This window comes from Streptomyces sp. V3I8 (assembly GCF_030817535.1).
Lineage (GTDB): Bacteria > Actinomycetota > Actinomycetes > Streptomycetales > Streptomycetaceae > Streptomyces.
Genome location: NZ_JAUSZL010000002.1, coordinates 8475573 through 8499512, shown reverse-complemented (window position 1 = coordinate 8499512; position 23940 = coordinate 8475573). Strand labels below are relative to the sequence as shown.

The 23940-nt window shown below is 74.8% G+C and carries 17 protein-coding genes and 1 pseudogene; 13 read left to right on the top strand and 5 right to left on the bottom strand.

Annotation, left to right across the window (positions count from 1 at the left end; translation table 11 throughout):
* Positions 1–35 precede the first annotated feature (35 nt).
* Together QFZ75_RS37480 and QFZ75_RS37475 are read left to right on the top strand one after the other, a co-directional pair.
* Positions 36–551, top strand: coding sequence for a GNAT family N-acetyltransferase (locus QFZ75_RS37480; RefSeq protein WP_307543885.1), 516 nt, complete (start codon positions 36–38; stop codon positions 549–551).
* 66 nt (positions 552–617) lie between these two features.
* Positions 618–1133 carry an SRPBCC family protein gene (locus tag QFZ75_RS37475; protein ID WP_307543884.1) on the top strand — a complete coding sequence of 172 codons (516 nt, stop codon included), beginning with the start codon at positions 618–620 and terminating at the stop codon, positions 1131–1133.
* Positions 1134–1152: 19 nt separating this feature from the next.
* On the opposite strand, the gene QFZ75_RS37470 is transcribed toward QFZ75_RS37475, so the two are convergent.
* The gene (locus QFZ75_RS37470; RefSeq protein ID WP_307543883.1) at positions 1153–1752 is read right to left on the bottom strand and encodes a DUF6328 family protein; all 600 of its coding nucleotides are present in this window, start codon (positions 1750–1752) and stop codon (positions 1153–1155) included.
* 282 nt (positions 1753–2034) lie between these two features.
* Between QFZ75_RS37470 and QFZ75_RS37465 the strand changes: the two genes are divergently transcribed.
* Positions 2035–2460, top strand: a complete 426-nt coding sequence (locus QFZ75_RS37465; protein ID WP_307543882.1) for an SRPBCC family protein — start codon at positions 2035–2037, stop codon at positions 2458–2460.
* Between the two features lie 15 nt (positions 2461–2475).
* On the opposite strand, the gene QFZ75_RS37460 is transcribed toward QFZ75_RS37465, so the two are convergent.
* A complete protein-coding gene (locus QFZ75_RS37460) occupies positions 2476–3549 on the bottom strand; it encodes an alkene reductase (RefSeq protein ID WP_307543881.1) in 1074 nt (357 codons plus the stop codon).
* 126 nt (positions 3550–3675) lie between these two features.
* Here QFZ75_RS37460 and QFZ75_RS37455 point away from each other — a divergent pair, with 126 nt between their 5' ends.
* Positions 3676–4071: a MerR family transcriptional regulator gene (locus QFZ75_RS37455; protein WP_307543880.1), complete on the top strand. Its 396-nt coding sequence runs from the start codon at positions 3676–3678 to the stop codon at positions 4069–4071.
* Between the two features lie 37 nt (positions 4072–4108).
* On the opposite strand, the gene QFZ75_RS37450 is transcribed toward QFZ75_RS37455, so the two are convergent.
* A complete protein-coding gene (locus tag QFZ75_RS37450) occupies positions 4109–5047 on the bottom strand; it encodes a chlorophyllase (RefSeq protein ID WP_307543879.1) in 939 nt (312 codons plus the stop codon).
* Between the two features lie 177 nt (positions 5048–5224).
* On the opposite strand from QFZ75_RS37450, the gene QFZ75_RS37445 reads away from it, so the two are divergent.
* The 6 genes from QFZ75_RS37445 to QFZ75_RS37420 all read left to right on the top strand — a co-directional run bounded on the left by QFZ75_RS37445 (position 5225) and on the right by QFZ75_RS37420 (position 18687).
* Complete coding sequence (locus tag QFZ75_RS37445) at positions 5225–5815, top strand: TetR/AcrR family transcriptional regulator (protein ID WP_307543878.1); 591 nt, start codon at positions 5225–5227, stop codon at positions 5813–5815.
* 121 nt (positions 5816–5936) lie between these two features.
* Complete coding sequence (locus QFZ75_RS37440) at positions 5937–6791, top strand: DUF4132 domain-containing protein (protein WP_307543877.1); 855 nt, start codon at positions 5937–5939, stop codon at positions 6789–6791.
* Positions 6788–11839 carry a hypothetical protein gene (locus tag QFZ75_RS37435; RefSeq protein ID WP_307543876.1) on the top strand — a complete coding sequence of 1684 codons (5052 nt, stop codon included), beginning with the start codon at positions 6788–6790 and terminating at the stop codon, positions 11837–11839. Before QFZ75_RS37440 ends, QFZ75_RS37435 begins: the two co-directional genes overlap by 4 nt.
* Before the next feature lie 46 nt (positions 11840–11885).
* On the top strand, positions 11886–13058 hold the full coding sequence (locus tag QFZ75_RS37430) for an AAA family ATPase (RefSeq protein WP_307543875.1): 1173 nt from the start codon (positions 11886–11888) through the stop codon (positions 13056–13058).
* 5 nt (positions 13059–13063) lie between these two features.
* A complete protein-coding gene (locus tag QFZ75_RS37425) occupies positions 13064–16750 on the top strand; it encodes a DUF5682 family protein (RefSeq protein ID WP_307543874.1) in 3687 nt (1228 codons plus the stop codon).
* The gene (locus tag QFZ75_RS37420; RefSeq protein WP_307543873.1) at positions 16747–18687 is read left to right on the top strand and encodes a hypothetical protein; all 1941 of its coding nucleotides are present in this window, start codon (positions 16747–16749) and stop codon (positions 18685–18687) included. The genes QFZ75_RS37425 and QFZ75_RS37420 overlap by 4 nt, the downstream gene beginning before the upstream one ends.
* Here the strand turns inward: QFZ75_RS37420 and QFZ75_RS37415 are convergent.
* Entirely contained in the window at positions 18624–19853 is a 1230-nt protein-coding gene (locus QFZ75_RS37415) for a cysteine desulfurase-like protein (protein WP_307543872.1), read from the bottom strand. The genes QFZ75_RS37420 and QFZ75_RS37415 overlap by 64 nt on opposite strands.
* 270 nt (positions 19854–20123) lie before the next feature.
* On the opposite strand from QFZ75_RS37415, the gene QFZ75_RS37410 reads away from it, so the two are divergent.
* From QFZ75_RS37410 to QFZ75_RS37400, 3 genes and pseudogenes are all read left to right on the top strand, one after another.
* Positions 20124–20621 (top strand): hypothetical protein, encoded by a 498-nt coding sequence (locus QFZ75_RS37410; protein WP_307543871.1) that lies wholly within the window; start codon positions 20124–20126, stop codon positions 20619–20621.
* Positions 20622–20686: 65 nt separating this feature from the next.
* Entirely contained in the window at positions 20687–22948 is a 2262-nt protein-coding gene (gene secD, locus QFZ75_RS37405) for a protein translocase subunit SecD (protein ID WP_307543870.1), read from the top strand.
* 75 nt (positions 22949–23023) lie between these two features.
* Positions 23024–23191: pseudogene (locus QFZ75_RS37400) on the top strand (saccharopine dehydrogenase NADP-binding domain-containing protein); the annotation flags it as partial.
* Between the two features lie 88 nt (positions 23192–23279).
* Here QFZ75_RS37400 and QFZ75_RS37395 read toward each other — a convergent pair.
* Positions 23280–23873, bottom strand: a complete 594-nt coding sequence (locus QFZ75_RS37395) for a DinB family protein (protein WP_307543869.1) — start codon at positions 23871–23873, stop codon at positions 23280–23282.
* Between the last annotated feature and the right edge of the window lie 67 nt (positions 23874–23940).

Below are 23940 nucleotides of genomic sequence, written 5' to 3'. Positions count from 1 at the left end.
CCGGCCGGCGCTCCCCCGCCTGTGATACTCGCCTGATGAACGGGAGCATCACAGGCGGGGGTGCCGCCGGCGTGGACGGATCGGTCTCGGTCCGGCGGGCCGTCGCACGGGACGCCAGACGGCTCACGCGGCTCGTGCGCGGCTCACGGGCCTACGAGGGGCCGTACGCGGCCATGGTCGCGGACTACCGGGTGGGGCCGGACTACATCGAGAGCCACCGGGTCTTCGTGGCCGCGGACGGGCGCGACGGGCACGTCCTCGGCTTCTACTCGCTCGTCCTCGCTCCGCCGGAGCTGGACCTGCTGTTCGTCGCCGACCCGGCGCAGGGGCGCGGAGTGGGACGGCTGCTCGTCGCGCACATGCGGTCCGAGGCCCGCGCCGCCGGGCTCGACCGCGTACGCGTGGTGTCACATCCCCCCGCCGAGGGCTTCTACCTCGGTGTGGGTGCGGTGCACGTCGGGACCGCGGCCGCGACGCCTCCCGCCGTGGTGTGGGACCGGCCGGAGCTGGAGTTCCGCATCCCCGCGCACACGGCTCCCGGGGCGGCCTGATCACCGGCCTCCCCTTACTTGCGAGTAAGGTTACCGGCAGGTTCAGCGCCCACGGAAGGAGTGCCCGTGCCCCGCACGTTCACCGTCGCCCGCAGCATCCTGGTCGAGGCGTCGCCGTCATCGGTGTACGAGCAGATCAGCCGGCCCGCCCGGATGGGCCGCTGGAGTCCCGAGAACCTCGGCGCGACCGTCGCCGACGGGGACGGTGACGGACCGGCCCGCGTCGGCCTGGTCTTCGAGGGGCACAACAAGCGCGGCCGCTACCGCTGGACCACCCGCTGCACGGTGACCGCGGCCGATCCCGGCAGCCGCTTCGCGTTCCGCGTCCACGCGATCGGCCTCAGGCGGCCGCGCCTCAGGGCGCCGATCGCCACATGGGAGTACCGCTTCGCACCGGAGGGCACCGGCACCCGGGTGACGGAGACCTGGACGGACGACCGCCGCTCCTGGCCGGCTTTCGTGGCCGCTGCCTTCGACTACGTGGCCACGGGCGGCAAGACCTTCGCCGCCTTCCAGGTGGGCAACATCGACAGGACCCTGCGCAACCTCAAGCGGGAACTCGAGGCCCCGGCCGCCGGTTGACCGCGGCGCGCGGCCGCCCTCAGGCGGTTTCGTCGCGGGACGCCCGGTGCCGCAGCCACAGGGGCAGGGCGTACCAGCACAGGGCGAAGTACAGCATCACGCCGGCGACGAGGACCTCCGCGAGGATGCCCGGCAGGACCACACGCAGGATGAGCAGCAGGGTCGAGCCGATGGTGAGGGCCAGCAGGACCATGCCGCACATCATCAGCCGGTGGGCCGCCTCGACCAGCTCTCCCTTCATGCGCTGACCCGCCAGGAAGCGGTGGATGGAGACCGGGGCTATGAGGGAGCCGGTGGCCGCCGCACCCAGGACGACGGTGGTCACGTAGATGGTGCGGTCGATGGTTCCCAGGTCCCGGAAGCCCGGGGTGAAGGCCACACTGAGCAGGAAGCCGAAGAGGATCTGCACGCCCGTCTGCGCGACGCGGGTCTCCTGCAGGAGTTCGTTCCAGCGGCGGTTCATCCGCTCTCTCGGCCCCTCCGGATCCTCCGGTTCCCCGCCGGCGCCCCGGTGCTCCTGCCGAGGGGCGCGAGCGTCCTCCGGCCGTGCGGAACCTTCGGTCGCGTGCGGCCCGCTCCCGGTCCGCCTCGCCGGCGCGGCTGGGTCCGTCACGGCCATGGGTCCTCCAAAGTGGTGTGCGCGGCACGTCGGTGCGCGGTTCGCCGTACGTCGGGAAGACCCGCATACCCCGCACGGCCTGCGCCAAGCCTGCCCGGCCACGGGACGGGGCGGGGCAGAGCGGGGCGGGACAGGGCGGGACGGGAAGCATCCGGGGCAGCCGCCGTGTGTGCCACGGATGCGCGGGTAGGCGGGTGCTGCCGCCCCGTCGGATCCGTCGGGGCGTCAGCACCGCACGATCCGGCGGGAACAGCGTCGGGCCGACCACGAAAGGTGACCCCCGTGTCCGCATCCCTGGTGGAGACCGTCGACATCCAGGCCCCCGTGTCCGTCACGTGGGCCCTGTGGAGCGATGTGACGAGGTGGCCGTCCTTCCTCAGTCACGTACGTCTGGTCGAGCCCCTGGACGAACGCCGTTTCGCCTGGCAGTTGACCGTGCCCGGTGCCGACAAGAACTTCGTCGCCGAACTCGTCGAGGTCGTTCCCGAGGAGCGGATCGCCTGGCGCACCACCGAAGGCGTGCATCATGCGGGAGTGGTCACGTTCCACCGCCTGAGCGACACCTCGAGCCGCGTCACCCTGCAGATCGAGTACGACCCGAAGGGGTTCGTCGAGCACCTCGGCGCCCTGACCAACCTGGACTCGGCACTCGCCAACTACGACCTCGGCGAGTTCCAGAAGCTCGCCGAGACCGCTGCCGCGGGCTGACACCGACGCAGGTGTTCAGGCGCTGTACTGGTACGCCGCGTAGGTCAGGTAACCCGCGTCGCCGCCCTGGTAGTAGGTCGCCTCGTCGACGGGGGCGACCGGGACACCTGTGCGCAGGCGCTCCACCAGGTCGGGGTTGGCGATGAAGGCGCGGCCGAAGCTGATGAGGTCCGCGCCCAGGCCGAGCCAGTGGTCGGCGTCGGACCGGCCGGCCTGCTTGGGTCCCATGGGCAGGACCGGGTTCATGACGAGGGTGCCCGGCCAGGCGCGGCGCAGCGCCACCAGCACCTCTTCGTCCGTGGTCGCCTCCAGGTGCACGTACGCCACCTCGAGGCGCGCCAACTCGCCCAGCAGGGCGGTGTACAGCTCCGTGACCTCCGTCTCGTGCACTCCCCAGAAGGTTCCGCCCGGCGAGAGCCGGATGCCCGTGCGCGCCGCGCCCACGGCGTCGACGGTCGCGGCGACCGCCTCGACGGCGAACCTGATCCGGCGGGCCACCGAACCTCCGTACCCGTCCGTGCGCAGGTTGGCGTCGGACGACAGGAACTGTGAGATCAAGTAGCCGTTGGCGCCGTGCAGTTCCACGCCGTCGAAGCCGGCGTCCACCGCCCGCCGCGCCGCCGCGGCGTACGAGCGGGCCTGCTCCGGCACCTCGGAGGTCTCGAGCGCACGGGGCACGGGGGCGGCCTGCGGTCCGGTCGGCGTGAACACCTCGCCGACGGCCGGGACGGCCGACGGGCCGACCGGCTGCAGGCCGGTGGTGTCGGGGTGCGAGACGCGTCCGCCGTGCATGATCTGGGCGAAGATCCGCCCGCCGTTGGCGTGCACGGCGTCCGTCACCGGCTGCCAGGCGGCCTGCTGCTCGTCGGTGTGCAGGCCGGGCGTGCCGGGGTTGGACTGCCCGATCAGGCTCGGCTGAACGCCCTCCGTCACGATGAGCCCGGCGGTCGCGCGCTGGGCGTAGTAGGTCGCCATCGACGGCGTGGCCAGGCCGCCGGCAGCGGCCCGTACGCGGGACATGGGGGCCATCACCACACGGTTGGGCAGTGTCAGGTCGCCGAGCCGATGGGGCTGGAACAGGTTCGTCACGGGAGGACTCCTTAGCGATCCGTACCCGGGTGCCGGGTACAGCGTTTACGCTAAAACCTGACATTGATGTCAGAGGCAAGGCCTGTGGTGCAGGTAACAGGCGTACGCGACAGTGGGGAGAACGGGATGCGCATCGGAGAGCTCGCCGAACGGGCCGGGGTCAGCGTCCGGTCGCTGCGCTACTACGAGGAACAGGGGCTGCTGCACAGCACCCGCAGCGCCAGTGGGCAGCGGCACTACACGGACGACGAGATCGAGCGCGTCTCCTTCATCCAGCGCCTCTACGCGGCCGGCCTGTCCAGCAGGACCATCGTCGAGCTGCTTCCCTGCGTCGACACCCCCAGCGAGGAGAACTCCGACGCCGCCCTCGACCGCATGGCCGAGGAACGCGACCGGCTCACCGCGCACATCGAGGACCTCGTCCGGACCCGCGACGCCCTCGAAGGACTGATGGCCACGAACCGGGCGCACCGCGAAGAGCTGCGGACCCCCGGCGCACTCCACGCGGGCGCACCCGCCTGATACGCGGCGCCCGCCCGACACGCGGCGCCGACGACCTCTACCTGGACTCGATCCGGCCCGACTCCGAAGCCCCGTGAGCAAGTTCCTCGCGCACCGCCGCCCAGCCGGTCGCCTCGACGCCGAGCGCGTCGCGGAGGTAGGCCAGCGTGACCCGCTGGACCAGGGCGACGCGCTCCGGGTTCTCGTCCGTCGTCTCCCGGGCCTCGTACCCGGCGATGCCGCCGAGCGAGTGCTCCGCCCCGAACAGGGTGAGCAGGCTCTTGCCGCCCGGGCTCAGGAAGTACGGGTCGGCGAGCCACTCCGGCCCCCTGACGGACAGCGGGGAGTCGTCCCGGTCCCCGGCGACGACGAGGGCCGGCGTGGTCATGTGCCCGAAGTCCGGGTTCATGAACGGGAAGTGCTCGGCGGCGAACGGCGTCAGGTCGGCACCGCCCTTCCCGGCCGTGGCGAGCAGCACACCCGCCTTGATCCGCGCGTCGGACAGGTCCTCCTCCCGCCCGCTCACCGGATCCAGGACCCGCAGGCCCAGCAGGTTGCCCGCCGTCTGGCCGCCGAAGGAATGGCCCGCCGCGGCGATACGGCTCCGGTCGGCGCGGCCGACGAGACCGGGTACGGCCGCTTCCAGTACGTCCAGCCCGTCGAGGACGCACTTCATGTCCTCGACCCGGAACCGCCAGAGGCGCGGTGTGCGCGGATCGTCCTGTGCGAGGCCCACCGTCCTGGAGTCGAGGTGGGTGGGTTGGATCACCACGAAACCGTGCGCCGCCCAGAAGTCGGCCAGGGGGCCGTAGCCGTCGAACGACGAGCCGAAGCCGTGCGAGAGGACGACGATCGGCAGCCCGGTCCCGGTCACCGGCGCGGAGACCCGCACACGCAGGTCCTCGCCACGGCCCGGCGCTTCCAGCACCACCGGCTTCACGGAGACGACGGGGGTGGGTGCGGGGGCGGACAGGGGGGTAGGGGCGGGTTCGGTCATGAGTTCCACTTCCTTGCTGTTGCAGCTGCGGCTGCGGCTGCGCACGGGTTGGCCGACGGCCTCCCGCTCTGCCATCATGAAGAAACGGGACACCGTCCCGAATACCTGTCGGACGATACGGGACACTGTCCCGTTTAGTAAAGCCGGTAGTGGACGCCGGCGGTGAGGGACTACGCGGTGAGCGACGACGGACAGGACGCGGGCGCCGGGCCCCGGCCCAGGAGAGCCGACGCCCGGCGCAACAAGGAGGTTCTGCTCGAATCGGCCGCCGCGGTCTTCGTCGCGTCCGGCGTGGAGGCGCCGATCCGCGACATCGCCGCCGAGGCCGGCGTCGGGACGGCCACGATCTACCGCCACTTCCCCACGCGCGCGGACCTCATCGTCGCCGTCTACCGCCACCAGGTGGAGGCCCTGGCCGAGGCCGGCCCCTCCTTGCTGGCGACCTGCGACGACCCGTACACCGCACTCGGGCGGTGGATCGACCTCTTCGTCGATTTCGTGGTCACCAAGCAGGGACTGGCTTCCGTGCTGCAGTCCGACGACCCCTGCTTCGATCCCCTGCACTCCTACTTCCTGGAGCGACTCGTGCCCGTGTGCGACGAGTTGCTGACCGCGGCGGCCGGTGCGGGGCTGATCCGGCCCGGCATGGACGCGTACGAACTCATGCGCGGCGTCGGTGGCCTCTGCGCGGGCGCGGGCAGGAACATCCCCTACGACGCGCGCCGGCTGGTGGGGATTCTCGTCGCCGGGCTGCGCCTCACCGGCTGAGCGCACCGCCGGCGGCCCGGTCCGCCCTGCCTTCCCGTGCCTGGTGGGCTCGATCCAGGCGTTGTCAGTGGCCTCCCCTAGAGTTCCCGTCACTTGATCAACGAAGTGCGGGGAGGCACTCATGGGGTGGGTCACGGCCGGTGATTACGAGGTCGGTCTCGACGGCGGGAAAGTGGTGTGCCGCAACGCCGCGGGGCGGCGGTTGAAGTCCGTGCCCGCCAAACTCGCGGACGATCCGGCGGTCGTCGGACTGCGGCAGCTCGCCGAGTGGCTGGAACGGCACGAGCGCCAGTGTCTCGCCGACGTCGAGAAGTGGATGGTGCGCTCGCTCCCGGTGCCCTTCGCCGTCCTCGCCCGGGTGTGGCCGGATCCCGCCTGGCAGAGCGCCCTGCGCGACCTCGTCGTCACCGGTCCGGACGACGAGGTGGCCGGATTCCTCCGGGACGCCGACCTCGACCGCGGACTCGGTCTGGTCGACCTCGACGGGGACAGTGTGCGCATCACCCCCGAGCTCGTCCGCCTTCCGCACCCCGTCCTCCTCGACGACCTGGAGGAACTGCGGGAGTTCGCCGTCGAGCTCGGCGTCGGACAGCGGGCCCAGCAGCTCTTCCGCGAGGTGTGGCGGCGCCCCGCCGCCGTCGACGCGGAGGCCACCTCCGTGGAGGACCACGCGGGCGGCGCGTTCAGGCAACTGCGCTTCCTGCAGGGCCGCGCCACCCAGCTCGGCTACCGCGTGCGCGGCGGCAACGCCGTCTGTCCCGTGCGGGAGGACTCGCGCGGCATCGAGGCCCGGGTCTGGATCGGCGACCACGAGGGCTACGAGGAGACCGAGACGGGTCCCCTCATGTGGACCGACGGCGCGGGCCGGGTCCTGACGCTCGGTCAGGTGGGGCCCGTGGCCTGGTCGGAGGGCATGCGCATGGCGGCTTCCCTGTTCGCCGGGCGTGACATCGAGGACGAGGAGCAGGCGGCATGACGACGTACGCACACCCCACCACGGCCGCGCTGCTCGAAGCCGGCGCCGTCCTGCCCGTGGGCACCACCACCGGCGAGGACGCCGACACGCTCACCGTACGGACCTACACGCATCCGGCGCTGGACGGCCGGCTCGCCGTCCGGCTCGTGCCGGGCACCCTGGGCGAGGCCGAGGACCTGGCCCTGGAGTTCCTCGGCCTGGTCCGCGAACCGCAGACCCCCGAGGTCGGGCAGGTGCGCCGGGAGACCCTCGGTTTCCCCGCCTGGGCGCTGGTCAACGACCCTGCCAACGGGCACCACGCGCTGGCGCTGGTCAAGGACGTCGAGCGGCTCGCGCGCCAGGCCAAGTCCCGCCCCGGCACCGCCAAGGAGGGCTTCGAAGCGCTCGGCGAGCGGCTCGGCCGGGCCGTGCCGCACTTCCTGCCCACCTTCTACGAGCAGGCCGCGCGGGTCTTCCTCCGGTCCGAGAACACGACGTACGCCGCCACCTTCTTCGGCAAGGCCCGTGAGGCCGAGCGGGTCCACGCGCTGGCCGTCGACGAGGAGCGGCAGCGCGCCGTGTTCCTGGAGTTCGCCTTCGCCGGGGCGCTGACGGTCAAGGCGCTCAAGGAACACGTGAGGGGCCTGTCCCAGCGACTCGACCCCGCCGCGGCGTGGGCACAGTTCCGGCAGTTGTGCGTGGAGCGGTGCGCGGCCGGTATGCCGCCGTACGCGTCGCTGCCGCAGGACGCCCGCGGCCTGATCAAAGCCGCCGGGCTGGACCGGGTCACCGAGGAGTGCGCGTTCGTGGCCGAGCTGGTCGCCTCGCCGGCCGCGGTACGGGCGCCCGCCTCCTTCTGGACTGCCTACCGGGCCACGCTCTCCGTCCTGGGCGAGCGGCGGCCGGCCGTGCGGACCCGGCTGCTGGAGATCATGCCGACCGGTCTGGGCCGCGACGGGAAGAACGACGAGTTCTGGCTGACGCTCCTCTCGGAGGCCGGCGCCGACCGCCTCCTCACCGGCGAGGACACCGGCCCCGGCGGCGACGGCGGGACCGCCGGCGTCGACGCCGCGGACTGGCTCACCCGCTGGGCCGCCCACCGCAAGCACGGCGCCGTGGTCTGCGGACGCTCCCCGCTCACCCTGCGGCTCGTCGAACGGATGGGGCCCCGGCTGCGTGCCGACGGCCGGCCCGTGGACCTCTTCACCGGGCGCTGGCGCGCCGGCGCCGACCTCGACCTGCTGGACCTGTGCGTGGCGCAGGGCATTCCCCTGGTGCTGCCCGACACCGACCAGCCGGTCCAGCTGCCCCTGGACCGCTGGTTCGGTGAGCGCCGGCCCGGTGGGCGCGACCTGTCCGCCACCGCCGCGGATCCGCGGTACCGGAGCCTGCTGCTCCGGGCCATGGGTGCGCTGAGCGGTGACCGGACCCTCTCCTCCGGCCTGCTGGAGAGCATCGCCGCGCATCCCGTGCTGAACGACGTGCTGCGCGAGTGGCTGGACGACGTGGCCGGGACGCTGGACGCGGCGACGGGCCTGCCCGGCGCCCGCGCGGCGCTCCAGCGCCTGCGCCCCTTCCGGCCGGTCGCCGCCCGGGTCGGTCCGCGGGCGGTCGCACGCGTCGCGGAGCACCGGGTCGCGCCGCTGCTGGGCCGCACGCTGCGGGCCGGCATCCTGGACGAGCTGGGCTGGCCCGCCCTCGACGAGGGGCTGCGGATCCTGGACGGCGACACCGCCCGCAAGCCCGACGACGAGCTCCGCCTGACCGAGGCCTGGCCCGCGCTGATCCTCTCCCGCGGGCACAAGGTCGTCGTCGTCGGCCCGGACGAGGTGCTCCTCGAGCACGACCTGCGCCTGCCCGTCGAGCTGGACCGCTGGACGCAGCCGCAGTTCCGCCACACCGACGGCGAACTGCTCGTGATGTGGCGCCAGGACAGCACGCAGTACGGCTACTGGTCGGCGCGGCCGTCCGAGGTGTTCACCCTCGGCGGCGAGCAGCTGCCGCGCTGGTACGGCAACGACGCCGGTGCCCCCTCCGTTCCGCTGTCCGGCGGCGGCCGTGCCACCGGCGGGCGCACACTGCACGCCGGCGACACCGTGCTGCCGGCGGGCCGTCCCGTCATCGGTGACGGCACGACCTGCTGGCGCCAGGGCCGGCAGGGCCGTCAGCAGGTCTGGCTGGAGTACGACCCGGCCACCGGGACCCACGGCCGTGCGTCCCTGCCCGCCTTCCTGCGGTCGGGCATCCGCGAGGACGCCACGCTGCTGCAGCACAGGTGTGAGGTCCTGCCGCTGCAACCCGGCCTGGAACACAGCCCGTTCGGCACCGACGGCACGGTGCTCGGCCGCTGGGTGCGCTCGCAGGGCACGGGAGCCGACGCCAGGACGACCGCGGGCACACCGGACGGCCGGACCGTCACCCTGCGCCCGGACGGCGACCGGGGCTTCGCCACCCCCCTCGGTGCGCTGCGACTGCCCGGAGGCGCCGAGCCCGTCGCGGTACAACGCCACCAGCGCGTCTCGCTGCTGGCCGCCGACGACCTCTCGGCCACCGGTGAGGTCGGCCATGTGATGCCCGGTCAGCGGGGCGGGGAGTTCGCGGCCGGCACCCGGCTCGTGCCGCCGATCGCCTTCTGGCACGCGCTGCGTCCCCGGGACGAGCGGGCGTCCGCCGTGCTGCGTACCCTCACCGACGGGACGGCGGCCGAGGTGCTGGCCGCCGCGGCCGCGGCGCTGGCCGAGCGCGAGGCACTGATCGTCGCGGCGGGGGGCTCCGACGCGAAGGCCGCCGACGGCGGGCCCGTCGTCCCGGCGGCGGACCACTTCGTCCGGCGTGCCGTGTCGGCGGCCCTGCCCGGCCTCACCGACGAGCGGCTGCTCACCGGCGTGTCCGCCCTGGTCCGCGCGTCGCTCCAGCTCACCGGTTCGGCGGCCGCGTTCGTGGCTCCGCCGGCCGAGAGGAAGCCGTCGGAAGCACGGCGCGACGAGGAGATGTTCGCGGACCACCGCCCCCGGCACGGCGACGACCGGACCCTGCGCGCGGCCACCGGCGGCATCGCCGAACTGGGCGGCTGGTGGGGAGGCGACAACGCGTGGACCACGCTGCGCCAGATCCGGGCCGTGAACCACGTGCTGTCCGGACGGCCCGCCGACGGCAAGCCCCTGCCCGACCCCGTACGGACAGGCGCCCTGCGCGACGGATGGCGCAGCGAGGAGCGCACGATCCCCGGCATGGGTTCGGTGTGGACCTCGCTCCTGACCGTCCTGCGGCCGCTGGCCTACCGGGCCGCCGCGCCCGTGGTGACCGACGCCGAGCGCGAGGCACTGCTCCTGCTGTTCGAGGCGGTCGCCGAAGGACCTCTGGCCACACCCGGCCACGGGCTGCGCGAGGTCCTGCTGAGCGAGCCGTACGACAAGGACGGGCAGCAGCAGCCGTACAACCGGCGCACCCAGCGGCAGCGGGTCGGCCAGGTGCTGCGCCGCGACGGCCGCACCGTGGTCGTCCTGGGCTGCCGGAGTGCCGGGTACGACCGGGTCAGCTGGCTCGCCCTCGACCACGACCCGTCCGGCGCGTTCGGTGCCGTCGCCCACTTCACGCTGGAGGAGGCGACCGCGGTGCCCGCCGCGTTCCCCGAGCACGGGCTCGCCGCCTTCGCCCGGCTGGTGCGCGACAAGGGCGTCGCACCCTGGCTGCCGGAGGCGCCCGCCGCGTTCGTCGCCGCGACCCGCGAAGGACTGGGTCCCGTCCAGGCCGCGGTGCTGCTCGCCGCGCGTCCGCAGAACCCCGGCGCCGAGGTGCGCACCACGATCGGGCTCAGGCCCCAGCAGCTGGCCCTGGGCAACGGCCGTCTGTCGACGCTCGGCCGGGAGGACGTCTGCGCGCTCCTGGCCGCCCTGCTGCCCGAGGACCCCGCGGACCTGTGGACGACCGGGCCCGACATCGCGGCCGCGGGACGGGTGTGGGCCGAACGGCTCGGTTCCTTCGTCCGCCTGCCCGAGGACCTCGCGGTCGACCTCGCCGGTCTGCCCGCCGGATCCGCCGAAGCCGTGCTCAACCCGGCGCTCACCCCCTGGATCAGCCGCACCACGGTCCAGCGGCCGGACAAGGACGGCGCTTTCGTCGCGGCGGACCCCGCGGCGCTGCCGGGACGGTACGACCTGACCCGTGCCGTCGACTCCCTGGCCTCGCTCGCCTACGCCCTGCCGTACGGGCACCCGCTGCGCGCGTCCCTGCCCGAGGGCCTCGCCGCCCTGCGGCGCCGGCTCACCGACCCCGGACTGCTGCTCGACCTCGACGTCGAGTGGACGGACAAGGGCGGCTCGACGGCGGCCGAACTGCGCAAGGCGTACGGCCTGCCGGCCACCGGGGGCGCCGACGCACAGGGCTCGACGCCCGTCGGGGAGGCTCTCGTACTGCGGCCCTCGTACGGCGACCGGGAGACCGTCCTGCTGCGTCCCGCCGTCCTCACCGGTCCGGACGACGCGGTCCTCGGGCTGCTGGCGGGCCTGGTGGGGCCGGAGCGCGACAGCGGCCTCCGGGCACTGCGCGCGGTCCTCGGCGACGAACTCGCCCGCGCGCTGGCGGCCGGTCTCTCCCCCGAGGCACCCACCGGGTACGCGCAGGACCCGACCGTCGTCGCTCCCGCGCTGGTCGCGGAGGTGGCCCGGGCCCACGGGCTGAGCGCGGACGCGGCGGCGCTCCATCTCCAGTTGCTGGCCCTGCCCGATCCGACGGACCGCAACTGCGCCCGCTGGACCGGCTGGAAGCCCGCCCGGCTGAAGAAGGCCCGCACCGAACTGGCCGCCACCGGCCTGGTCGTGGAGGCGAAGCGGCCGCGCGCCGGGCGTACCCTCTTCCTGCCCTGCGGCTGGCGCGACCTCAAGTCCCCCGCGCTGCCGGTGGAGACCTGGAAGGAAGGCCTCTACCCGGTCCGCGCGAACACGCGCGCCGTGCCCCTCCTCCCGCTGCCCGACCTGTTCGCCCGCGCCTGGCAGCGCGTCCAGGAGGCCGACGTGCCCGCCTACGAGCAGCTCACCACCCGCGCCACCCGCAAGGGCCGCCGCCGATGACGACCTCACCCACCGCGATCTCACCATTCCACCGGACGGACCACCGATGACCACCACCACCCCGGCCCCCGCCGCGGGCCGCCAGATCACCCCGCCCGAGGATCTGCACGCCACCGAGCTGGCCTTCCTCGCCGCGTACGACGACGGGCCGCGCCCTCCGGCGTGGCGGCTCACCCCGCGCGCCGTCGTCACGTTCGTCATGGGCAGTGACGGGCGGGCCCTGCGGCTGCCCGACGGCGCGGAGGTGCCCGAGGGCGTGCCGCGGCGCCTCGTCGTCGGGGGCAAGTTCGTCGGTGACCGCGCCCTGGTCGAGCGGTGCGTCGTCACGCTCGCCGGTGAGCGCGGGCTGCTGCTCGTCGGCGAGCCCGGCACCGCCAAGTCCATGCTGTCCGAGCTGCTGTCCGCCGCCGTCTGCGGCACCAGCGGTCTGGTCGTCCAGGGCACCGCGGGCACGACGGAGGACCAGCTGAAGTACGGCTGGAACTACGCCCTGCTGCTGGCCCAGGGACCGAGCCGGCAGGCCCTCGTGCCCTCGCCCGTGCTGACCGCCATGACCCGCGGGGCCGTCGCCCGGGTGGAGGAGGTCACCCGCTGCCTGCCCGAGGTCCAGGACGCCCTGGTGTCGCTGCTCTCCGAGCGCCGCATCGCCGTACCGGAACTGGCGGGCGGCGAGGACGCGCTGGCCCACGCGGCGCCCGGGTTCTGCCTCATCGCGACCGCCAACCTCCGCGACAAGGGGGTCTCCGAGATGTCGGCCGCCCTCAAGCGCCGGTTCAACTTCGAGACCGTCGGCCCCATCACGGACCTCGACGCCGAGACCGCGCTCGTACGCGGTCAGGCCCGCGCCGCGGTCGAGCGGTCCGGAGCGGCCTTCCAGGTCGACGACGCCGTGCTGGAAGCCCTCGTCACCGCCTTCCGGGACCTGCGGGAGGGCCGGTCCGCGGAGGGCTGGGAGGTCGAGCGGCCCTCCACCGTGATGAGCACCGCGGAGGCGGTGTCCGTGGCGGGCGCGCTGGGGCTCGCCGCCGCCTACTTCCCCGGCGACCGTGACGTGCTCGGCCTGCTGCCGGGACATCTGCTGGGCGTGGTCCGCAAGGACGACCCCGCGGACGCGGCGCGGCTGCGCGGCTACTGGGACGGCCCTGTCAGGCGCCGCGCCGAACAGGGTTCCGCCACCTGGCGCACCCTGTGGGACCTGCGCACCGTCCTGGAGGACTGACCACCGTGCCCCTCTCCCCCGACGAAGCCGTGGCGGCCCTGACCGACCCCGCGGCGCCCTACCTCATCGGCGTACGGCACCACGCGCCGTCCCTGGCCGCGGCCGTGCCCGCGCTGCTGACCGCGGCCCGGCCGGACGTGCTGCTCGTCGAGCTCCCCGACGAGATGCAGGAGTGGCTGCCCTGGCTGGGCCACGAGGAGACGCGGGCCCCGGTCGCCCTCGCCGCCGCCCCCCGCGACGGGGGCGGCGGGCGGGGTCCGGCCTTCTACCCGTTCGCCGACTTCTCCCCCGAACTCGCCGCCGTGCGCTGGGCCGCCCGGCACGACGTGCCGGTCGTCGCGTGCGACCTGCCGCTCGCGGACCGGGCGTGGGGCGCCGCACGGCACGCTCCCGGGGACCCGGCCCCGGGCGCCGGTGACAGTGCCGGTACCGGTGCCGGTGCCGGTGCCGGTGCGGACCGGTCCTCCGCCGGGCTCGCCGACGCGCTGCGGACCCGGCTCACGGGGCGTACCGGTGACGACCTCTGGGACCGTCTGGTCGAGACCGCCGCGCCCGGCTCACCGCCCGAGGCGCTGCGGCGGGCCGCCCTCCTGACGGGCTGGGCGCTGCGCGAGGACGCGGCGGCCTCGGGCGGTGTGCCCGAGCTGGACCTGCGGCGCGAGGAGTGGATGCGGACCCGGATCGCCACCGCCACCGCGAACGGTGAACGCGCCGCCGTGGTCGTCGGCGCCTTCCACGCCCCGGCGCTGGCACCGGCGGCATCCGCGGCGTCCATGGCGTCCACGGTGTCCACGGTGTCGGCGGCGTCCTCGGACGCCGGTGCGCAGGCCCGGCTGTCCGCCCCCGGGCCTGCGGACACCGGCGCCCCGGCCTGGACGACGTCCCTCATCCCGTACACCTACCCGCTCCTCGACGAGCGGTCCGGCTATCCGGCGGGCATCCGGGACCCGGAGTGGCAGCACCTGGTCCTGCGCGCGGCGGGCGACCCGGCGGCCCTGGAGGAGGCCCTGACCCGGGCGGCCGTGCGGATCTGCGCCGAACTGCGCGCCCAGGGCCACCCCTCGGGTCCTCCCGACGCCCGGGAGATCAGCCGGCTCGCGGGAGACCTCGCCAGGTTGCGCGGACTGCCCGCGGCCGGCCGGGGCGAACTGGTGGAGGCGGTGCAGACCGTCCTCGCGCAGGGTGAGCCGTACGGGCGCGGCCGGGCCGTCGCACGGGCGATGGAACGGGTGCTCGTGGGGGCGCGTGGCGGCCGCCCGGCACCCGGCGCGCCCCGCAGCGGACTCGCTCCGGCGGTGGAGGCCGAGCTGGCGGAGCTGCGGCTCCCCGGGCCCGACAGCACCGGCTCCGCCGCCCGGGACCTGCGGCTGGATCCGCTGCGCTCCGGCCTGGACCGGCGCCGTGAGCTCCTGCTGCAGCGCCTGACCGTGTGCGGTGTGCCGTACGCGCAGGCCGAGGAGGTGGTCGGCGCCGGCGGCACCGAGGCCCTGACCTCACGCTGGGAGGTGCGCTGGACGCCCGCCACGGCGGCCATGCTGACCGCGGCCGGTGTCCGCGGAGTCACCCCCGCGCAGGCCGCCGAGGGTCTGCTGCGTGAACGCCGGCGCGTGGAGCGGGACGAGGGCGGGTCCACGGCCGCGCAGACCCTGCACGGCCTCCGGCAGGCGGCCGAGTGCGGCCTGCCCGCGCTCACCGACGAACGCCTCGCCGACGTCCGCGAGGTCCTGCCGCAGACCGCCACTCTGCCCGAACTCCTCACCGGACTGGCCCTGCTGGACCGGCTGCGGGCGGGCCACGTACCAGGCCTCGACGCCGACGACGCCGACGGAGCCGACAGAGCCGACAAGGCCGACAACGGGGACGGGGGTGGGGGACGTACCTCCACGGTGACCGCCGTGGCCGAGCTGTTGACCGCCGCGGCGGTGCGGCAGGTGGACGGGCTCACGGGTTCCGAGGACCGCGACGACGCGCACGCCCTGCTCGAACTCGCCCACCGGGCCGACCCCTTGGGCGGCATACGGCTCGCCGGCGCACTCGCCCGGCTGGCCGCCGACGGCTCCCCGCTGATGCGCGGCGCCGCCGGAGCCGTACGCGTACTCCTCGGCCACGAAGACCCTCGCGCGCTGGGCGACCGCATCGCGTCGTGGGTCGACGCAGCCGTCACCCCCGAGGCCAGGTCCGCCCTCACCGGTCGTCTCGCGGGAGTGCTGACCGCCGCGGGCCCGTTGCTGGAGGCGGCGGCTCCCGCTCTGGAGCCGTTGCTCAACCGCGTGGCCGAGATGCCCGACCGGCACCTGCTCGAACGGCTGCCCGCGCTCCGGGGCGGTTTCGACGCCCTCAGTCCCGCGGCCCGCGACCGGCTCCTCGACACCGTCGAGGAGCGCCTCGCCACCACACGCCTGAGCGACACCGGCGGCGTCGATCCCGCCGCGCTCGCCACCTGGACCGGCGCCGACCTCGCGGCCCGGGCCGCCCTGCGCACGCTGGGCCTGCTGCCTCCGCCGCAGGAGGGCGGCCCCGCGCCCGCGGAGGAGACCGCGCGCGAAACCGCCGCCGCGCGGATCCCCGAGGAGCACGTCCTCGCGCCCGCCGACCGCTGGCGGCTCGTCCTCGGCCGTCGTACGGACCGACTGCCCGGCCGGGCAGCGGCGTTGGCGACCGCGCTGGACGAGCTGTACGGCAGTGGACGCGGCGAGGGCAGCAGGGGCGACCTGGCCGGGCGGGGCCCGCGCGGTACGGGCGGCGGCCGTGAGGCTCCGTACCCCGGGGTGCGTGAATGGTCCGAGGAACTGGCCGCCCTGTTCGGGCCCGGTGTCCGGGAGGAGGTACTGGCGGCAGCCGCCTCGGCGGGCCGCAAGGACGTGCTCGCCGAGCTGGACCCGGACAGCGTGCGGCCCTCCGTCGACCTGCTGCGCACGGTGCTCCGGCACGCGGGAGGGCTGCCCGAGGCACGGCTCGCCGCCCTGCGTCCGCTGGTCCGCCGACTGGTCGAGGCGCTGACCCGGGAACTGGCCACGCGCCTGCGTCCCGCGCTGCACGGCACGACCCTGCCGCGCCCGAGCCGGCGCCCCGGCGGCGGTCTCGACCTGAACCGCACGCTGCGCGCCAACCTCGCGACCGCGCGCCGCGGCCCGGACGGCACCGTCCAGGTGATTCCGGAGCACCCCGTCTTCCGTTCGCGCGCCAGACGCGCCGCGGACTGGCGGCTGATCCTGGTCACCGACGTGTCGGGCTCCATGGAGGCCTCCACGGTCTGGGCCGCCCTGACGGCCTCGGTCCTCGCCGGGGTCCCGACCCTGTCCACGCACTTCCTGGCCTTCTCCACGGAGGTCATCGACCTCAGCGGTCATGTCGACGACCCGTTGTCGCTGCTGCTCGAGGTCAGTGTGGGCGGCGGCACCCACATCGCCGCGGGACTGCGGCACGCCCGTGAGCTCGTCACCGTGCCGTCCCGCACCCTCGTCGTGGTCGTCAGCGACTTCGAGGAGGGCTACCCCATCGGTGGCCTGCTCGCCGAGGTCCGCGGCCTTGTCGGGGCGGGCTGCCACGTGCTCGGCTGCGCGAGCCTGGACGACACCGGCCGCCCCCGGTACTCGACCGGCGTCGCCGGACAACTCGTCGCCGCGGGCATGCCCGTCGCCGCCCTCAGCCCTCTCGAACTCGCCCGCTGGGTAGGAGAGAAAGTCTCATGAGCCTCGACCTGCCTCCGGTCGCTCCGTCCGTCACCGCCCAACTCGTGGCGGGGCTCTCCCCCCGGCTGCGCAAGCGGCTGGACGCCGGTATCGGCAAGCTCGCGGACCGCCCGCGCATCCGCGACGGCGACACCGTACGCATCGCCGTCGACGACGACACCACGCTCGAACTGCACGCCCCCGGTGGGGCCGTGACCAGCGCGGACGCGATCCGCTGCGGCTGTCTGCTGGCACCGGACTGCCTGCACCGCGCGGCGGCGGCCTCTGCCGCCCCGATCGCGGACGCGGACGCGGGCATGGACACGGCTGCGGATGCGGCTGCGGCTGCGGCTGCGGACGCGGCGAACGCAGACACCGCGTCCAGGCCCCGGCCCAAGTCCGGCTCCGGCTCCGGCTCCGGCTCCGGCTCCGGCTCCGGCCGTCAGGGTTCCGACTCCGGCGGTCAGGGTTCCGTCCCGGCCGGACCCGACACCGCCACGCCCGACCAGCTCGCCGCCGCACGAGCCGCGTACGACGCCGCGGCCGCCGTGCTCGAAGCCGGGACGGACGGGTCCGGCGCCGTGCTGCAGGCGGAGTTGCTGCGCGCCGCGCACACCGCGCGGATCAGCGGGCTGCCCAGGATCGCCGCCTCCGCGGTCTCCGTCGTGACCCAACTGCGTGCGGCACGCGGCGCCGATCCGGCGTACCGCCTCACGGATCTCACCGCCGCCCTGCGCGAGGCCCTGGGGACGGCGCACCGCCTGCCCGCCGCCACCGGACCCGAACTCGCCGCGCTGCGTGGCACCGCACGGCAGCCGTACGTCCCGGACGGGTCCCTGCGGCTGTACGGGCTCTTCTCCGAGTCCGTCCTCACGGCCACCGGGTACGCGGGAGCGGTCACCTGGACCGCCGACGCCGACGGCCGTCTCCACACGGTCCCGGATGTCGCCCCCGGTGGCCCCGGCCGGGCGGTGGGCGCCGCCGACCGGGCCGTACGCGTCGGGGACACGACGCTCACCCACCGCGAGCTGTCGCGGGCCGGGCTCGCGGTGTCCGGCGCAACCGTCTCCCCGACGGGCCGGCTGGGTGCGGGCGCGGGGGTGCGGGCCGTGCGCGCGTCGGGCGCCGCCTGGAACGAGGCGCCTCTGGACCGGCTGTGGGCGCCGTCCCCCGCCGAACAGGTGGTACGGGCCCTGGACGGCGGGAACGGCCTCCTGTTCCTGGACGTCACCCTCACCGGCACGGTCCGCGAGGCGGCGGGCGACTGCCTGCTGGCCGACTGCGGCGGCCTGTCACTGCGGCTCGTCGCGGCCCACGACCACCCCGCGCTGCCCCACCGCGACAACTTCCGCCTGCTCGCCGCCGCACCGGGCACCCGGCTGCGTGTCGTCGCCCGGCTCGACCCGGCTCCGGTACCGCGGGCGCTGCTGCTCGCCGCGGGCCACCCGCTCGATCCCGGGGCCCACGTCGACCTGGGACTCGACCGCCTCCAGCACGCGGACCTGCCCGCTCCCGCGCTGCCGCCCGCCGGCCCCCCGCCCGCCGCGGACGAGGCGCCGCTGCACCTCCTGCGCCGCCGCGTCCACCAGGCGGCCGCGGCGGGCCGGCGCGTCCTCGCCCTCCCCGGCGACGGCGCCGCCGACGGCCGGCGCCTGCGCCGTCACGGGCTCGCCTGCGCCGGGGACCTCCTCGACGAGCTCCACGCGGCTGCCGCGGACCGCTCCCGCGACGTCTTCGGCCGCCTCGTCGCCGCCGACGTCAACCGTTTCGCCCGCGCCTGGCTCGCGGCGGCGCACTACGCGCAGGAGGTGGACCGGGCGCTGTGCGCGGCGGCGTGGGGCGCGGATGCGGGTACGGGTACGGCTTCGGCGGCAACGGCCTCAACGGCCTCTTCTCAGGGCGCCAGGAACTCGGCGAGTCCCGCCAGCAGCCGTTCGACGTCCTCGGCGTTGTTGTAGGGGGCGAGGCCGACGCGGAGGCCGCCCGTGTCGCCGAGGCCGATCCGGCGGGAGGCCTCGATCGCGTAGAAGGAGCCCGCCGGCGCGTGCACACCGCGCTCCGCGAGGAAGGGGTACGCCTCCGCCGCCGGGCGGCCCTCGAAGGTGAGCAGCAGGGTGGGGGTGCGGTGGGCCGCCTTGGAGTGGACCCGGACTCCGGGTAGCGCGGACAGGCCCTTGTCGAGCTGCGCCCGCAGGGTCTGTTCGTGTGCTTCGAGCGCCGTGAACGCCATGGTGAGCCGCTGCCGTCGCGTTCCTGCGCCGTCCGTGCCGGGACCGGTGTCGGCACCGGCGCCGAGTCCGGCGAGGAAGTCGACCGCCGCCTCCGTACCGGCGAGGAACTCGTAGGGCAGTGTGCCCAGTTCGAAGCGTTCCGGGACGGCGTCGGTGGAGGGCAGGAGCTTGTCCGGCCACAGCGTCTCGAGCAGTTCCGGCCGGGCGGCGAGGACACCGTGGTGCGGGCCGAAGAACTTGTACGGGGAGCAGACGAAGAAGTCCGCGCCGAGCCGCTCCAGGTCCACCGTCGTGTGGGCGGCGTAGTGCACGCCGTCGACGTAGGTGAGCGCCCCCGCGTCGTGCGCGAGGGCGGAGATCCCGGCGATCGGGGGCAGGGTGCCGATCAGGTTGGAGGCGGCGGTGACGGCCACCAGCCGGGTGCGCGCGGACAGTACGGCGCGGATGTCGTCGGCGGTCAGTTCTCCGGTGGCGGGGTCGAAGTCGGCCCAGCGCACGGTGGCACCGGCCTGGGCGGCGGCCTGGACCCAGGGGCGGATGTTGGCGTCGTGGTCGAGGCGGGTGACGACGACTTCGTCGCCGGGCGCCCAGGTCCTGGCGAGGGTACGGGCGAAGTCGTAGGTGAGCTGGGTGGCGCTGCGGCCGAAGACGATCCCGGCAGGCTGCGCCCCCAGAAGGTCGGCCAGTGCCTGGCGGGTTCCGGTGACGATGGCCTCGGCGTTGCGCTCCCCGGGTGTCAGCCGGCCCCGGATGGACAGGGGCCGGGCCATCGCGTCGGCGATCGCCCGGACGACGGGCTGCGGGGTCTGCGTACCGCCGGGGCCGTCGAAGTGGGCGATGCCGGCGTCCAGCGCCGGGAACTGGGCGCGGAGGGCGCTGATGTCGTACGTCACGAGAACTCCTGTGGGTGCCATTGCGTGCCGTGCCGGGACAGCCGCGGCCGCCCCTGCATCGTGATCGTTGACGGCACGGGCCACAAGAGGCTCCGCCACCCCTGCGCGCCCGCGTTCCCGCCCCGCCCTCCTCCTCGTACCGCGGGACGCGCGAACCTTCGGTGTCCCTCGCACGTTGTCCTGAGGGCCGCCGCTCGGCGGCCCGCCCCGGCACGCTCCGGTCCGCCCCCGGGCGGACCCGACGACCATGCGGTGAGGAGGCGGCAGCACATGGCCCGACCGCCCCGTCCCGCCCCCTCCTCCTCCCGCGTCCCCACCACCGGTCGCCCCGTCAATCGCACACCCGGTCACCTCACCGGTCGCACCACCGGTCGGAAGAACGCACCCGTCACCGGCATGGTGCTGGCGGCGCTGTTCACCCTTCTCGGCGTACTCGGCCTGCAGGGCGCCCCGTTCGCGGCTCCGTCCGGCTCTCCGGCTCCGGCCGCGACCGCCGCGCACCATGGGTCCGGCACCGCCGCCACCGGCATCCGCAACGGCGTCGACGACACCTGCGCCACGGCCTGCGGGCAGCCGCCCCGCGCGGGCCGCGTCACTCCTGGCGAGTGGCACGTCCCGCCTCCCGGCGCGGTGCCCGTCCCGGCCGGCCTCGTGCTCCCGCTGCCGGAGCCCGGGCCGCCCATGGCGGCCGCGCCCGGCGCCTTCGCCCCCCTCCAGCACTGCGCGCGGCACAGCGGGCGCGGCCCGCCGCCTCCGACCGGTATCTGACGTCACCCAGTCGATCCCCACCGCGGCCGCATCACACGGCCGCGGTATGCCTGTTGGAGGCACCCTTGACGCGCGCCCTTCGCGTGCGGGCGTTTCTCGCCCTGGCCGTACTCGCCCTGTCGCTCCACATCACCGCAACCGTACCGGTCCGCCTGGGACTCGATCTGCGCGGCGGCACCCAGATCGTCCTGGAAACCCGCGATTCACCCACGGTCGAGGCCGACTCCGAGGCCACCGACCGCACACTGGAGGTACTGCGCCACCGCATCGACGCGCTCGGCGTCGCCGAGCCCTCCCTCGCGCGTTCCGGGGACAACCGGATCGTCGTCGAACTGCCCGGCGTCCAGGACCCGCGTGAGGCCGCCGGCGTCCTCGGCCGTACCGCGCAGCTCACCTTCCACCCCGTGCTCGGCGCGGCCGACACCGAGGGGACAGCGCCCGGGTCGCGGTCCGTGCGGCCGGGCGAGCGCGTCCTCGACGACGAGTCCGGGCGCCCCGTGCGCCTGGGCCCGTCGGCGCTCACCGGCGCCGACGTCGACAGCGCCGAGGCGCGTATCGACCAGCAGGGCGGAGCCGGCTGGTTCGTCGGCGTCGAGTTCGAGGGGGCGGGCAAGGACGCCTGGGCGCGGCTGACCGGCGAGGCCGCGTGCCGTCCGGCCGGTGATCCGGCCCGCCGTGTCGCCATCGTCCTGGACGACAAGGTCATCTCCTCGCCCCAGGTCGACACGTCCATCGCCTGCCGTACGGGCATCACCGGCGGCTCCACCCAGATCACCGGCTCCTTCGGCCGGGAGGAAGCGCGCGAGCTGGGCCTGCTCGTCAACGGCGGCGCCCTGCCGGTGCCGGTCGAGACCGTGGAACAGCGCACCGTCGGTCCGACCCTGGGCGCCGCGGCCATCGAGGCCAGCGCCCGGGCCGCCGTCATCGGCACCGCGCTGACCGCGCTGTTCATCATCGCGGTCTACCGGCTCCTCGGTGCCCTGGCCGCCGTGGCCCTGGTCTGTTACGGAGTCGTCTCCTACGCGGCCCTGGCCGCGCTCGGCGCCACCCTCACCCTGCCGGGACTCGCGGGGTTCGTCCTGGCCATCGGTATGGCCGTCGACGCCAACGTGCTCGTCTTCGAACGGGCCCGGGAGGAGTACGCGGCCCGCGGGAAGGGACTGCGTCCCGCCCTCACCGCCGGGTTCCGCAACGCCTTCAGCGCCGTCGCCGACTCCAACATCACCACCCTCATCGCCGCCGGTCTGCTCTTCCTCCTCGCGTCCGGGCCCGTCAAGGGCTTCGGTGTCACCCTGGGCATCGGTGTGCTGGCCTCCATGTTCAGCGCCCTGGTCATCACCCGTGTCCTCGCCGACCACGCGGTCGCGCGCCGCTCCGTGCGACGCCGTCCCCACCTCACCGGCATCGCGGAGACCGGGAAGGTCCGCGACCGGCTCACCCGCCGCGATCCCGACCTGATGCGGCGGGGGCGCACCTGGCTGGCCGCATCGGCCGTCGCCCTCGTCCTCGCCGGCTCGGGCATCGCGGTCCGGGGGCTGGACTTCGGTGTGGAGTTCACCGGCGGGCGGCTCCTGGAGTACGCCGCCTCCGCCCCGGTCGACGCCGACCGGGCCCGGGACGCCCTCGCCGACGCGGGGCTGCCCCGCGCGGTCGTGCAGACCTCCGGCGACGGCGACCTCACCGTACGCACCGGCGAGCTGTCCGACGCCGGGGCGGCGAAGGTGGACGAGGCGGTCGGCGGCCTCGCGGGCGGTGCCGAGAAGGTCCGTGACGAACTCATCGGCCCGAGCCTCGGGGACGAGCTACGCCGCGGGGCGGTCATCGCCCTGGTCTCGGCCCTGGGCGCACAGCTGCTGTACCTGGCGGTGCGCTTCCGCTGGGCCTTCGGGGTGTCCGCGGTCGCCGCGATGGCGCACGACGCCCTGATCCTCGTCGGTGTCTTCGCCTGGCTCGGCAAACCGGTCGACGGTGTCTTCCTCGCGGCACTGCTGACCGTGATCGGCTACTCGGTCAACGACTCCGTGGTCGTCTTCGACCGGATCAGGGAGCTGTCGGCCGGCGACCGCGGGACGCCGTTCGCGCGGCTCGTGAACACGGCGGTCCTGCAGACCCTCCCCCGTACCGTCAACACCGGTATGGGAGCCGTGTTCATCCTCGCCGCCCTGACCCTGCTGGGCGGCGACTCCCTGACCGACTTCGCGCTCGCCCTGCTCATCGGCATCGTCGTCGGCACGTACTCCTCGATGTTCGTCGCGGCGCCATTGGCCGTCGAGCTCGACAGGGGCGCGGTCTCGGCGTCCGGTACACCGGAGCGCGGCTCGCGCTAGGGACCGGTCCGGGCCGTACGGCTGCTGTCGTCCTGGTCCACCGAACGGGCGGGTGGGACGAGGGAGTGCTGCGGCGTGCGGGTCCTCTTGGTCGGAGCAGGGGGCGTCGGGACCGCGATCACCGGGATCGCGGCCCGGCGCTCCTTCCTGGAGCACATGGTCGTCGCCGACCGCGACCTTCCGCGGGCGGAGTCGGCCGTCGCGGCGCTCGGGGAGCGCGGGAAGCGCTTCTCGGCGGCGCGACGGGTCCCGGTGGGGCATGCGCGAGGACACGCCCGTGCCGGGACAGGACGCCGGCGGTCCCACCGGCTGATCCCCGCTCGGGCGGCGGTCAGGTGCCCGCGTCGGCCTCCCGCGCCGCGCGCTCGAGCCGGTTCCGGTAGTTCTCCCACCACTGCGGGTCGCCCGGCGGAAGGGCGTCGTTGCCCTCGTTCATGCCGACGGCACCGTCCAGGAGTTCCCGGAGGATGTCGGCGTGGCCGGCGTGCCGGTGCGTGTCGGCGATGACGCGTACGACCGCGTGGTGCAGCGTGACCTCGTTCCGGCTGCGCGGCCACCAGGGCACGGTGCCGACGGTGTCCAGCGCGAGCGCGTCGACCGTGGCGTCCGCGTGCGCCCATGCCCGCCGGTAGAGCCCGACGATCTGCTCGCGGGACTCGTCGGCGGTGGCCCACATGTCCGCGTTGGTGCCGGCGGTGTCCGCCAGCCAGGGCAACTCCTCACCGGACGGCCGCCCGAAGGTGTCGCCGAGGTAGCCCAGCTCCACCCCGGCCGCGTGTTTCACCAGGCCCAGGAGGTTCGTGCCGGTCGGTGTCAGCGGGCGCCGGACGTCGTACTCCGAGAGCCCCTCCAGCTTCCACAGCAGGGCGTCGCGGGCGTTCTGCTGGTAGAAGCGGAGGTCGGCCTTGGGATCCGTTGCGTTCATGACCCGAGTCTGTCGCACCCGCGATCCCTGTCCACCGTCTTCCACCGCTGCACGAGGATCGCCGTCC

Excerpts from the sequence above, each read along its gene's own strand:
- QFZ75_RS37480 (WP_307543885.1), top strand. The coding sequence starts at position 36 with ATGAACGGGAGCATCACAGGCGGGGGTGCCGCCGGCGTGGACGGATCG.
- QFZ75_RS37470 (WP_307543883.1), bottom strand. The coding sequence starts at position 1,752 with ATGGCCGTGACGGACCCAGCCGCGCCGGCGAGGCGGACCGGGAGCGGG.
- QFZ75_RS37455 (WP_307543880.1), top strand. The coding sequence starts at position 3,676 with ATGCGCATCGGAGAGCTCGCCGAACGGGCCGGGGTCAGCGTCCGGTCG.
- QFZ75_RS37450 (WP_307543879.1), bottom strand. The coding sequence starts at position 5,047 with ATGACCGAACCCGCCCCTACCCCCCTGTCCGCCCCCGCACCCACCCCC.
- QFZ75_RS37440 (WP_307543877.1), top strand. The coding sequence starts at position 5,937 with ATGGGGTGGGTCACGGCCGGTGATTACGAGGTCGGTCTCGACGGCGGG.
- QFZ75_RS37435 (WP_307543876.1), top strand. The coding sequence starts at position 6,788 with ATGACGACGTACGCACACCCCACCACGGCCGCGCTGCTCGAAGCCGGC.
- QFZ75_RS37430 (WP_307543875.1), top strand. The coding sequence starts at position 11,886 with ATGACCACCACCACCCCGGCCCCCGCCGCGGGCCGCCAGATCACCCCG.
- QFZ75_RS37420 (WP_307543873.1), top strand. The coding sequence starts at position 16,747 with ATGAGCCTCGACCTGCCTCCGGTCGCTCCGTCCGTCACCGCCCAACTC.
- QFZ75_RS37410 (WP_307543871.1), top strand. The coding sequence starts at position 20,124 with ATGGCCCGACCGCCCCGTCCCGCCCCCTCCTCCTCCCGCGTCCCCACC.
- QFZ75_RS37395 (WP_307543869.1), bottom strand. The coding sequence starts at position 23,873 with ATGAACGCAACGGATCCCAAGGCCGACCTCCGCTTCTACCAGCAGAAC.